The sequence below is a fragment of the Mesobacillus sp. QJM3NY_10 genome, assembly GCF_056173465.1.
Genome location: NZ_CM149675.1, coordinates 829,458 through 841,530, shown reverse-complemented (window position 1 = coordinate 841,530; position 12,073 = coordinate 829,458). Strand labels below are relative to the sequence as shown.

Here is a 12,073-nt window from a genome sequence, read left to right as displayed (position 1 = left end):
TTCTGAAGAGTTAAAACAAGAGATCTGACTGATCAAGCAAGCTGAATTAGCCAGAAGCTATGCAAGCAGAAAACAGCCGTATATGAAACAGAAGCAAATACAGTTAGTCCTTTGATTAAAAATGAACGAGGGACTTTCTTAAGCAAGATGAATAATAAGAGGAAAATGGAGAGAGCAGCTTTTGTCAATATGAACATTAAAGGGTTATTCTCGTATATTGCGTGCATCAGTGGATTCAGTTCGGAGATAAGTACATACCTGAGGCCAAACCAGGTTACAGCTCCGTCGAGAAGGTTCAGGATAGTTAGATAGTAAAAAAGGAGTATCAATGGAATTCACCTCATTGGTCTTTTAAAAAAATTCAATTATATATCACATTGTTTCCCTAAACTGAGGAATAATAACTGGCAACCTTCAATTTATCGGACATAAAAACTGACCTTGATACTCTTCTATCAGGGTCAGTCTCATGTCGGATTAATGTCCTGGCGTCTCTTATTCAATACAGAATAAAAGATAAAACCACCAATTATCAATGCAGCACCAAGCGCCATCAAGTTAAACATTCCAGTAGCAGTGTTCGGAAGTTTGGGACCATCGACTGGTAATACCCCACCCAATGTACCTTCTACATAAAGCTTGAATTGAAACTCGCATCCAACTCCCTGGAACTCATTTCCCAACTCAAAAGGAATTTCGACTGCAAAGACTAATTCCTCTTCAGTTCCATTTTTCAAGCCACGGGCATCTAACTTATGAAAGTCCTTTAACTTTCCTTCATAAAGAACCTTATTACTATCACTCACTTTTAAAAGTAATTCATTATAGAATTTTTCAGATCCTGTCACAAAGTTATTTGAAAACAAATAGTTAAAATCTTGTTTTCCATTATTATATATAGTAAGTATTTTAGTAACTCGATCCCCTGGTTTAATATTGCTGAGATTAAAAAATATTTTATGAGGACTGGTAGCAATGTCTATTTCTTTTTGTGTAACTTGATTAACAGTATCGTTTTCGTTGGATACTGCATTAGAAGTGGCAGGTAAAATCAAGGACAAGAAAGTAATGATTATGGTTATGAAGAAATTCCTCATATTATGTTTCCTTTCCATTTTTTAGGAAAGGCAGGGAGACCCTGCCTTCCAATCAAATGTTAATAAGGATTAGTTACCATTATTTGCACGTTCATTAGTTTGAATGTAGCCTTCTTTACCAGCGCCCTTACGTCCTGCACCAATATCGCTGTCAGTTACTTCCTGACCTCCCCATTGTCTTGCTTCGAATTGGAAGTTTACAGTTGCAGTATCGCCTTGGTATTTGTTTTGCACATAAGTACCTTTATCGTTTAAATTATTATCTTTAACAAATTCTATAGAAATTTCAATTACATCATCGTCATTAGGATTAACAGGTAGCCCCGTCCACTCGTTAGGATTAATAGTAGCTCCATTTATGCGGCGAGACGCTGCATCAATGTAAGTATGGTCCACTGCTCCCCAAACGTTAGAAAGTGCATTGTTAATATCAGCCTGTGTAACACCATCATGTTGTTTACTAGCATCACCAGCTAAAGAACCAGATGCTAAGTAAAAATCACCTAACCTTACATCCTTATCAGCAGGAATGAGAGGATGAGGGAATCCGCCGGAACCACCTTCAGCACCTACTTGCATAACTGTGACTCTGAATTGGTTCAAATACTGAACAACGTTATTATCTCCCCATGTATCATCATCTTCATAACCAGCATCACCCACTGCTGGTACGTAATCTGTAAACTGTACACTCTCAATTGACATCAATACATCTTTGATAGCAAGGGTACCGCTGTTTACTAATTTGATATTCCTTGTCATTTTATCTCCAGGTTTCAAGTCTGAAATTTGAAAATTAAATGGTTTATTTTCATATTTTTTCAAATCCAGTTTTAATGTACCTGCTTCCATGCCAGCAGACACCGTTTCAACATCGTTAAACGCTGCCCATGTTCCTCCTGCAACTAATGAAAGACCAAGAGTGGCAGATAGCGCACCCATAGTGATTTTTTTCTTTAAACTCATTGTTTTCTCCTCCTATAATGAACTTAATCGGTAATGAAAAATTTATTCAGCGTCGTTACTTCTTTCTTCTCCAGGCATTTGTGTTGCTTCAAACTTTAATGAAATATCTGCGCCTTCACCTTGATATTTGTTTTGAGTATGCAGTCTGCTACCTGAATAAGTTGCAGGGTCGTTAACAAACTCTACTTTTACTTCAATATCCATATCTTCACCTGAAAGAAGTGCAGGGTTAGTTCCACTCCCTGTGATTTCACGCGGATTTGAAGTGTAAGACATTAATTGATCTGCTGTTACTGTTCCTAAAGATACACCATCACGTTTGATAGTTACTTTGAATTGTTTAAGGAAATCAATCTGACCGTTTTCTCCGTTAAAAGGTAGGTTTGAATGTTTAACATCTTCCCATCCACTTACTGTTGATTTCAAAAAAATGTCGTCTATTGCTAATGAACCGTTGTTGCCAAGTTTCAATGTTTTGGTAAAATAATCGCCGGGTTTTAGATTACTTAGGTTAAAAAGGACAGTTTTATCAGTAGTTAAATCCAATGTCCCAGCTTCAAAAGTGTTAGTAGTGTTTTCCACATCGTTGAATGCTGCCCAAGTTCCACCACCAATTAGGGATAAGCCTAATGCACCTGTTAAGATTCCAATGCCCATTTTCTTTTTGATACTCATTTATTATTCCTCCTCAAAATTTCTCACCCCAGAAGGGTATGTATATGTGCACTCTAAAAGAGTAACAACCTAGGAAACTATTTGTTTCTGATCTGGTGCAGATGCAACTTTTGTTCTTTCTTCGATTTCTTTAATTGCTAGTCTAATTGTCCAGGCAGCATAGCCAAGGAGCAACAATCCTGGGATGATAAGCAAAAGACCGGTTCCCAATGGAGTGCTAGCAAAGTTTAGGAAGTATCCGATGAATGGAATTGTAATACCTGAGTATTTTGCGACTATATTCTGAGTCATAACAGGATTCATATCAGCTTCTTCGTTGTTATCACCTTTGGTGCGGTAGAAGATATTGTCTCCTTGCTTAACCACTTCTACAATTCTGTGAGTCACAACATTCTTCTCGTCTTGCCTGAATGTAATCACGTCGTTTTCTTTTAAGTTTTTGGCATCCTTAACTTCTTCAACTACTATGAGTGATCCAGTTTTAAAGGTTGGTTCCATCGATCCTGAAAGAACGGTTTTAAATTGGTACCCAAACAATTGTGGCTCCCCACCAGATGCTCGTGAGGAAATTACCATTACTATCATGAGAAGCAATGTGGCAAACACTACTCCATATAAAACATTTCCAATAATTTTAGTTGTTCTCTTCATTTTGTTCTCCTTTCTGTTCTCATTAATTATCAGTTACCATTACTCTCATCAGATCCATTAGTCGAATCAGTTGGCTGCTGCTCTTCTGTTTGATCCTCACTAGATGATTCTTGATTTGTGCTATCTTCTTCATTGCTATCTGACGATTCGGTGTTCTCTTCTTCGGACTCTTCATTTGCTGATTCAGAGTCCGAGCTTTCCTTAACTTTTTCAGGTGAGTCTTTTGTTTCTTCAGTAGTTTGGCTAGTATTGGTATCAGTTTTTTCAATGGATTCGGTTGGTTTCTCTTCTGTGACCGTTTGCTCAGTTTCTACTTTCCCAGCAATACAACCCTCTATTTCAATTACCTCACTCCAAATGGCTTCCTGCCCTGGTCGATCAGGTTTCGTTACTTTAAATCTATACTGACCATCGCCTGGAAGCTCCTGAAGTTTGGTTGTTATAATCCTTCCTTTTTCACCAGCCTTAATCATTGGTACTTCTCCACTTTCCAGTACTGGACTTATAGGTGTTTTGGTATCCTGCCCTTTTCCAACCTTAAACAATTCCCATGTCCATGTAGAGAAAGTCATATCTTCTCCATCGTTATATATTTCTGCATATACTTCTGGAGGCTGACACGAACCACCTCTTTCAAGTCCAGCAACATCAAAGTCTAACGAGCTTTTATCCCATTCATCAATCGGCCATTTCACATGGATTGAAGCTTGTAATTCCTCTACATCATTAAATGCTGCATTAGTAAAAGAATTAAGTTGAATGACGGTAAAAATAAGCAGGTACCATACAAGAAGTACTTGCATCGATTTACGAAAAAAGACATAACGCTTTCTAAACTTCCTCGATCTAGAGTATCGAATAGTTCTCCCCTCCCTGTTATCCTTTTGTATTGAACTACTCAATGTATGTATGATTTGGAGAACGAAGTTGGTGAATTTTCTTTTCACTTTTATCAACTTCCCTTATACCGCACAATTTTTGTTCTTTTTAACGAACTTTATATTGTGAGTATAGGCCAACATACTAGTTTTGAAAAACGTCAAATTCGGCTGTATTTTCTTAATAACGCACGAATATCGTTGGTTATCTCTTTTTATCTCTAGTTTTCTTAATTTTTCGTAATCTAAATAGAACATTTTGTTATATATATAGAACGATAAGATATAGGAAAGCGCCTCCTAAATTAAGGAGACGCTATGGTATCGTTATTTTACTAAGGATTTTTCTTGAGACAAAAATCCGCTGACTACCTCATGAAAATAATCCACTGGCTTTAATTGATCAACAAATTCATATCTTGATTTCCAAGTTTCTTTTATATAGACTTCCATCACTTTCTTAGCCCGTTCATCCCCATTAACAGCATATTCCAACGCATTCACACTCTCAAAAATCTTCACCATTAATTCAGCTACCCGCTTGGAGTGAAATGTCTTATGATCATTAGATGCTATCTGCAGAGCCACTAACAGATTTTCCAGCTGCCGAATTCCTCCATGGACTAGGTCCACAAACTCTCCCTCCACCCCAGAGATCCGCCCATTCATCTCCTCCAAAAACAACTCTCCAGCTCCGAACTTCTCCATCAACCTCAATACTTCAAGTCCAAGGATATTGGCTGTCCCTTCCCAAACAGTCAGTACCTGAGCATCTCTCAGTAATCGAGGCGTAACAAAGTCTTCAATATACCCATTTCCTCCGTGCATTTCGATGGCTTCGTGTGCAAAGTGGACGGCTTGTTCGGCGGTTTCTTTTTTCAAGAGGGCGATGTAGAGTCGATTCAATACGATGTCTTTTTCTGTTACTCCTGGTTCGTTCCGCATGACTTTTTCGAACAATGGAAGGTACTTAAACACTGATCGGGTTTCAACTTCGAGTTTGACAGCCATTTTAACCAGGGAATCTTTTATCATAGGGAAGTCGGCGAGCTTTTTGCCGAAGGCGTCGCGCTTTAGTGCATACTCCCGTGCTTCGCGGTAGGCGCGGCGCATGATGCCTAGTGAGGCCACGGTGTTGCAGACGCGGGAGAGGTTCAATGCTTCCATCATGTAATAGAAGCCTTTTGCTGGATCGCCAACTACGTAAGCTTCTGCCCCGTCAAATTCGACTTCGGCTGATGGGACTGCGCGTACTCCGAGTTTATCTTTGAGTCTGCGAATTTTGATGCCGTTGAGTTTTCCGTCTTCTTTGCGCCATGGAACAGCGAACAAGGTAAGCCCTTTTGTGCCGGATGGGGCTCCTTCTTTTCTTGCTAAAACCATGGCGACGCCGCACATTCCTGCGTTGGAGGCGAAGTATTTTTCTCCGTAGATCTTGTAGCCGTCCGCCGTTTGGACTGCCTTCACTACGTTTGCGCCGACGTCGGATCCGCCCTGGCGTTCGGTCAGGAATGTGGCGCCTTCGTATAATGTTGTTTCTCCTGTTGATAAAACATGGGGCAGGAATTTCTCTTTCACCTCTGGAGAGGCGTATTGGTCCAATAAATAAGCTGTTGCCATCGTAAGTGTGACTGGACAGTAAAACCCTGGCTCTGTCTGGGATAACAAATATCCCTGGGCATAGGAATAAATGTAATTTCCCTGGCGACCTAGTTCTGGGATTTCTTTATGAACATAACCGACAATGCCGGTATTATATGAATCTTCGACCGTCTTCCGGTAACCATCATTCACCCAAACTTCAGAGATGTCCTCACCATAAGCATCGAACTTAATTAGCTTTGGCTGTCCTTCCCGGTCGGTAAATCTGGCTCGTTCGTCGATCTCGTTGGCACATTTTTCACCGAACGCATGTAGTTCCCTATCTGCATACGTAAAAAATTCCTCATCCAATAATTCCTTCAGCAATGCCCTAAACTGCGGTTCTTCTTCGTAAAAGTTCATCCTTGTAACCTCCCTTTAAATTCAATCATCAGCCTTTCGATTTCCTCTTTGATTTCTACGAGCTCTGCTATTCTTTCGTTCACTTCTGCAAGTTTCTCTTCTCCATACTGAATGGTACACTTCAACTGTTTTTCGCCGGACCGATCCTCGTCGAATAGCAGCACCATTTCTTTGATTTCCTCAAGCGAAAAACCGAACCGTTTACCGCGGATGATGAGTTTCAGCTTTGCCACATCACTGCTGGTATACATCCGCCGTCCCCCTTCAGTGCGGGAAGGCTTTAGCAATCCAAGCTCTTCATAATAACGGATGGTCCTTGTGGTGACGCCAAACTCTTCAGCCAGATCAGAAATCGAATTCATAATCAAACCCTCTTTTTTAACAGAATAATCAGTAAATAAATTATACCATTGACGTTAACGTAAAGAACAACTGTAAAAAGCCAGATTCGTAAATTGAATCTAGCTCAGTTTTTCACGTATACCAGCGGATCGACGCTGTTTGATTTTTCATAGTTCCACTGGCCTTCATGGATTTCGAAGTGGAGATGTTTGCCTCTGCTGTCACCGGTGTTTCCCATATAGCCGATCATTTCACCTTTGCTGATGGACTGCCCGGTGGTGACAGTGCTTTTTTCCAGATGGGCATAAAGCGTGGTGAATGTCTTGCCGTTAATTTTATGAGTGATCAGTACGCAGTTTCCATATGTAGCTGAATAATAAGAGCGGATGACCGTTCCTGAAGCAGCGGCGACCACCTCGGTGTCAGGCGATTCGTCGGCGATGTCAATTCCGGCGTGGAGCTTGCCCCATCTTGGACCGTAACCTGAAGTCATCTCGCCGCTTGTCGGCATGATGAATACGTCTTCTGGGTTCGCAGCGAGATATTCTTCCCGATGATTCTGATTTTCTTTTAAAATTGCAATCTCCTGGGATGCCAGATTGACATAGACCTCATACATGTCCATCAGCTCTGATTCGCTTTCCCGCTTTGTATCCTGAACAGTATCAAGCAGGCTCTGCTTTTCTTCGGCCTTCTTTTGCAATTGAGCTTGCAATATATTCATTTCCTTCTGGTCTTTCTCCAGTGAAACAATCTCCTGCTGGAGGAAAATCTCTTGATCCTTCAATACCTGCAGGTCTGCCTGATGTTTTGCCATTAACTCTTTATCGGCTTTTATGATGGTACTTACGACAGTGGCCACATCGAGCAATTGGGATAGATTTTTAGAATCAAAGATCATGCCTACATAAAGCCCCAACCCGTCCTGTGCCTGCATAGTCCGCAGCCGTTCTCTGATTCGCTTTTCGCGCTGGACGATGATGTCACTAAGTTCCTCGATTTCCGCCTGCAAGTCTGCTACAGATTTCGCTGACCCATCAAGTACGCTTTGAAGGTCACGGATTTTCTGATTGACCTCTGCCACCTCATCGTCCAATGCCTTTAGTTCGGAGAGATATTTTTGCTCAGCCTCATCCATTGCGTCGATTTGCGCTTCTTTCTTGGTAAAATCCTGCTTAAGATTCAGTCGTTGCTGGCGGATGTCCGATAATTCTGCAGCTTCAGCGGGATGAATCCCTGTCATGACTAGTCCAATTGCAATTGCGGCCGCCCAACCTTTTTTCCTCATCACACGCCCCCTACTTCTTCATTCTATTAACTAGTATATAGGCACTTCATTACTAAAACTGTCGACTTCTGTTGTCGCTTTTCGTTTTTGCAGAAGGACAGTAGCAACTTTCACTTCCTGCTGTCATAAAGTAAATGGATGTTTGCGTAAATACACTAAAGTGCTAAATGAATCTGGAGGGGATGAGAGGAATTGAGCAATGCTGCTTTGAAGTATCAGTCAAAACTGGACTTAAGGGAGACAGAAGTTGCAATCAAGAAGACAAAGGATTTTTTTGAAAGCAATCTTGCGGAGGCACTGGATCTGACTAGGGTGTCTGCCCCGATTTTTGTAAGAGGCGGGAAGGGAATCAATGATGACTTGGCGGGAAATGAACGGATTGTTTCCTTTGATGCACTTGATGTGGAAAACGAAAGGATTGAGATTGTTCAATCACTTGCCAAGTGGAAAAGGATGGCGTTGAAGCGGTACGGTTTTTCTCAAGGCGAGGGGCTGTATACCGACATGAACGCGATTCGGCGTGACGAGACTCTCGACAATCTTCATTCCCTTTATGTGGACCAATGGGACTGGGAAAAAGTAATCTCCCGAAAGCAGCGGAACGTGAATACCTTGAAAGTCACTGTTAAAAAAATCTATGATGTCATCAAAAGGTCGGAAAGCTTTTTGGCAAAACTTTATCCGGTTTTGAATCCCATCCTGCCGAAAGAAATAAGCTTTATCTCTTCACAGGAACTGGAGGAGCTGTATCCTGACCTTTCACCAAAGGAGCGGGAGGACAAAATCACAAAGAGATTCGGGGCAGTTTTTATTACTCAAATAGGGCATGAGCTTCGATCTGGACAAAGGCATGATTCCCGTTCACCTGATTATGATGATTGGAATCTCAATGGCGACCTGTTGCTCTGGTATCCACCTTTGGACCGGGCAATCGAGATCACTTCAATGGGGGTCAGGGTGGATGAAAAAGTTCTTTTGGAACAACTGAAGCTGGCCGGCCAGGAACAACGCACACAATTGGAGTATCATCAGGCGTTATTGAATAAGGAGCTTCCTTACACCATCGGCGGCGGAATCGGGCAATCACGGCTGTGCATGTTTCTTCTGCAAAAAATCCATATTGGCGAGGTGCAGGTATCTGTGTGGAATGAGGAAACGATCGAAGAGTGCCAGAAACGGAACATTCATTTATTGTAAAAAAAGCTCAGTCCATTAGAAAAAGCCACTTCAATTGAAAGTGGCTTTTTCAAACTTATTTTTGGATTAAATAATCCACAAGCTTCGACTTTGGCTTCCCAAAGATTTCTTCCTCTAAACGCTTGCCTGTTGGTGTTGCCGCGAGTCCGCCTTCTGCTGTTTCCCTTAATGCAGATGGCATTGTCTGGCCGATTGCGTACATCGCGCCGATGACTTCGTCGCAAGGGATTCGGCTTGTGATGCCTGCCAGTGCCATGTCGGCAGCAGTGATGGCGTTCGAAGCACCCATTGCGTTTCTTTTTACACATGGAACTTCGACCAGTCCTGCGACTGGGTCGCAGACTAATCCAAGCATATTTTTCAGCGTGATTGCAAATGCCTCAGATGACTGCTGCGGGGTTCCGCCGGCCATTTCGACGATGGCAGCCGCAGCCATTCCGGCAGCGGAACCGACTTCTGCCTGGCAACCGCCTGCTGCGCCGGAAATCGATGCGTTATTCGCAACGACAAAACCGAACGCCGCTGTCGTGAACAGATACTCGATCATCTCCATACGCGTCGGGTTCAGCTTTTCTTTTACTGCAAAAAGTGTCCCCGGAACAACGCCTGCTGATCCTGCAGTCGGTGTCGCGCAGATGATGCCCATTGCCGCGTTCACTTCATTCGTGGCAACTGCCTTGCTGACAGCATCCAATAATAGCTTGCCAGCCAGGGATTTTCCGCTGTCGATGTATTTTTGCAACAGGACTGCATCCCCGCCAGTAAGGCCGGTCTGGGACTTAACGCCATTCAAGCCTCTTTCCACAGCGCGTTCCATTACCTGCAGGTTGTTATCCATCTGGGCAATGATCTCCTCACGGGAACGTCCTGAAACTTCTATTTCCTGCCGAATCATGATTTCGGCGATTTTAACGTTATTTTTTTCAGCTAATTCAACAAGCTCCGCAACATTACGAAACATCGCTAGCCCTCCTGATGTAACTCATATTTAATCAACGAGACGGATAACCTGGTCAACTCCATCAAGTGCAGTTAACTCGGCATAAACGCCGTCCTCGATTTTGTGGTCCATTTCAATGACCATTACTGCTGTGTCTCCCTTATCTTTTCGGGAGACTTCCATATGGCCGATGTTAATCTGATGCTTTGATAAAACAGTCGTCACGGCTGAAATCAGCCCGAATCTGTCATGATGGACGACCAGGATTGCCGGATTGCCACCGGACAGCTTCAATTTGAACGAATTGATTTCTGTAATCTCAACCGTTCCGCCCCCAATGGAAATCCCGACGATTTCAAGCTCCTTGCCCTGCCCATCATATAAATTTATTTTTACAGTGTTCGGATGCTCCATAACAGCATCCTCCGCAATGAATTCAACTTCAAGGCCTAATTCCTCTGCGATTTTCAAAGCATTGGGAATCCGTTCATCAAATGTATCAAAGTCCATGATTCCGGCAACGAGTGCCAAATCTGTTCCATGGCCTTTATAGGTCTTTGCAAAAGAGCCGTACAGGGAGATGACGGCCTTCGTCGGCTGCTTCTCGAATAAAGTGCGCGCTATGCGGCCAATCCTTGCAGCACCGGCTGTATGTGAACTCGACGGCCCGATCATCACCGGACCAATAATATCAAATGCAGAACGATATTTCATGGTGCACTGCTCCTTTTTCCAATCTATTGAAAGCGATTTCATATATAAACATTTTTAAAGAGTCCTAACCATAGTTATCTTACCACATTATCAATATAGTTTAATCATAAATTTAATGGAAGAACAAAAAGCGTCCCCATAAATGAGGACGGCTAGTTCACGGTAACTTTGTTCCTGCCAGAATTTTTCGATACATACAATCCTTCATCGGCACGGTTTAGCAAGGAATCAATATTGTCTCCGTCCTGGTAATCCGTGACGCCAAAGCTCGCCGTCAAACTGCCAGCTCCTTTGAAGCAATGATTTTCGACCATCTTGCGGAAGTGCTCTGCTTTTTTATAGGCCTGTCCATCGATATTATCCGTAATCAGGATGAATTCCTCTCCGCCCCAGCGGCCGAACAGGTCACCATCTGATAGATTACCAGAGACGATGGCAGACAGCTCCTTCAAAACACAGTCCCCGATTTTATGACCAAAGTCATCGTTGACCTTTTTAAAATGGTCGATATCGAAAAAGATAATTGAAAACGCCCTTCCATCCTCCGCAGCCTCGAGCTTTTCCTCGAGCCAGACATCAATCTGGTGCCGGTTCGCCACTCGGGTCAGGGAATCAATATAGGCGTGCTTTTTAAAGAAATCCCTCTCTGTAAAAGCACGGAACATATTTTGCGCGTAAAAGAGTACAAGAATATAGACGATGTTCGCCGCATGGAATTGCGTCAGGGAATCGATTGATTCTGGAGTCATTTGCCCGCTGTAGATCACCGCGATGGTTAATGTAATCAGGAAGATGAAAATCGAGAAATACATCCCTCTTCTTGTGCCCAGCACCAGAAAGAAAAACATGATGATCAACGGTATCCAGACGATGAAATCACCAAGCGAACCCCCGGTTTTCGCCAGATCGTTGTGGACAACATCAAATAAGGTTGAGACATGATATATGCTGACTAAAAATAGATTTGAGTACTCGCCGAACCGGATTCCCCGATTCAAGAATGCCAGAACCCAGCTGACAGAAAACCAGAAAATGAGTGTGGTGTTTATTACTGTATCAAACTGACTCTGAATGTTCAGGAAGCTGTTGATGACGAGTGCAACCGTGATGATCGGCAGTAACCACATATACACGCTTCTTTTCAGCTCAGCGATTGTATCGAATTTATCAAACATCTTCCTCATCTCCCCGGAGATCCGCCTCAGGTGTAGGCGTTTCTGCACCCATCCCTAATTGTCCATCGCTCAATCTATCTTAATTATTTCTCGAAAGTAACTATTTTGAAACTGAGGTAAATCTGTCTAGAATTGGGCATCCACTG

At 42.6% G+C, this 12,073-nt stretch carries 13 protein-coding genes; 1 reads left to right on the top strand and 12 read right to left on the bottom strand.

From position 1 onward, the window contains the following. Window positions 1-32: 32 nt before the first annotated feature. The 9 genes from AC0VX7_RS04245 to AC0VX7_RS04205 form a co-directional block, all read right to left on the bottom strand. On the bottom strand, window positions 33-329 hold the full coding sequence (locus AC0VX7_RS04245; RefSeq protein WP_475426824.1) for a DUF5658 family protein: 297 nt from the start codon (window positions 327-329) through the stop codon (window positions 33-35). Window positions 330-467: 138 nt separating this feature from the next. Beyond that, window positions 468-1,097: a TasA family protein gene (locus AC0VX7_RS04240; protein WP_475426823.1), complete on the bottom strand. Its 630-nt coding sequence runs from the start codon at window positions 1,095-1,097 to the stop codon at window positions 468-470. A 69-nt stretch (window positions 1,098-1,166) separates the two neighbouring features. Continuing rightward, on the bottom strand, window positions 1,167-2,063 hold the full coding sequence (locus AC0VX7_RS04235) for a TasA family protein (RefSeq protein ID WP_475426822.1): 897 nt from the start codon (window positions 2,061-2,063) through the stop codon (window positions 1,167-1,169). Window positions 2,064-2,105: 42 nt separating this feature from the next. After that, window positions 2,106-2,738, bottom strand: coding sequence for a TasA family protein (locus AC0VX7_RS04230; RefSeq protein WP_475426821.1), 633 nt, complete (start codon window positions 2,736-2,738; stop codon window positions 2,106-2,108). 69 nt (window positions 2,739-2,807) lie between these two features. Then, window positions 2,808-3,389 carry a signal peptidase I SipW gene (sipW, locus tag AC0VX7_RS04225; RefSeq protein ID WP_475426820.1) on the bottom strand — a complete coding sequence of 194 codons (582 nt, stop codon included), beginning with the start codon at window positions 3,387-3,389 and terminating at the stop codon, window positions 2,808-2,810. A gap of 29 nt (window positions 3,390-3,418) precedes the next feature. Beyond that, entirely contained in the window at window positions 3,419-4,336 is a 918-nt protein-coding gene (gene tapA, locus AC0VX7_RS04220; protein WP_475426819.1) for an amyloid fiber anchoring/assembly protein TapA, read from the bottom strand. A 258-nt stretch (window positions 4,337-4,594) separates the two neighbouring features. Then, window positions 4,595-6,271 (bottom strand): acyl-CoA dehydrogenase family protein, encoded by a 1,677-nt coding sequence (locus tag AC0VX7_RS04215; protein WP_475426818.1) that lies wholly within the window; start codon window positions 6,269-6,271, stop codon window positions 4,595-4,597. Continuing rightward, the gene (locus AC0VX7_RS04210; RefSeq protein ID WP_475426817.1) at window positions 6,268-6,633 is read right to left on the bottom strand and encodes a MerR family transcriptional regulator; all 366 of its coding nucleotides are present in this window, start codon (window positions 6,631-6,633) and stop codon (window positions 6,268-6,270) included. The genes AC0VX7_RS04215 and AC0VX7_RS04210 overlap by 4 nt, the downstream gene beginning before the upstream one ends. 104 nt (window positions 6,634-6,737) lie before the next feature. Next, window positions 6,738-7,901 carry a murein hydrolase activator EnvC family protein gene (locus tag AC0VX7_RS04205; protein ID WP_475426816.1) on the bottom strand — a complete coding sequence of 388 codons (1,164 nt, stop codon included), beginning with the start codon at window positions 7,899-7,901 and terminating at the stop codon, window positions 6,738-6,740. Window positions 7,902-8,108: 207 nt separating this feature from the next. Between AC0VX7_RS04205 and asnA the strand changes: the two genes are divergently transcribed. Then, window positions 8,109-9,098 carry an aspartate--ammonia ligase gene (gene asnA / locus AC0VX7_RS04200; protein WP_475428076.1) on the top strand — a complete coding sequence of 330 codons (990 nt, stop codon included), beginning with the start codon at window positions 8,109-8,111 and terminating at the stop codon, window positions 9,096-9,098. A gap of 55 nt (window positions 9,099-9,153) precedes the next feature. Here asnA and sdaAA read toward each other — a convergent pair whose 3' ends face one another. The 3 genes from sdaAA to AC0VX7_RS04185 form a co-directional block, all read right to left on the bottom strand. Further along, window positions 9,154-10,059: an L-serine ammonia-lyase, iron-sulfur-dependent, subunit alpha gene (gene sdaAA / locus AC0VX7_RS04195; protein ID WP_475426815.1), complete on the bottom strand. Its 906-nt coding sequence runs from the start codon at window positions 10,057-10,059 to the stop codon at window positions 9,154-9,156. Between the two features lie 27 nt (window positions 10,060-10,086). After that, window positions 10,087-10,752 carry an L-serine ammonia-lyase, iron-sulfur-dependent subunit beta gene (sdaAB, locus tag AC0VX7_RS04190; RefSeq protein ID WP_215036883.1) on the bottom strand — a complete coding sequence of 222 codons (666 nt, stop codon included), beginning with the start codon at window positions 10,750-10,752 and terminating at the stop codon, window positions 10,087-10,089. 152 nt (window positions 10,753-10,904) lie between these two features. Beyond that, the gene (locus AC0VX7_RS04185; RefSeq protein ID WP_475426814.1) at window positions 10,905-11,927 is read right to left on the bottom strand and encodes a GGDEF domain-containing protein; all 1,023 of its coding nucleotides are present in this window, start codon (window positions 11,925-11,927) and stop codon (window positions 10,905-10,907) included. Window positions 11,928-12,073: the final 146 nt, after the last annotated feature.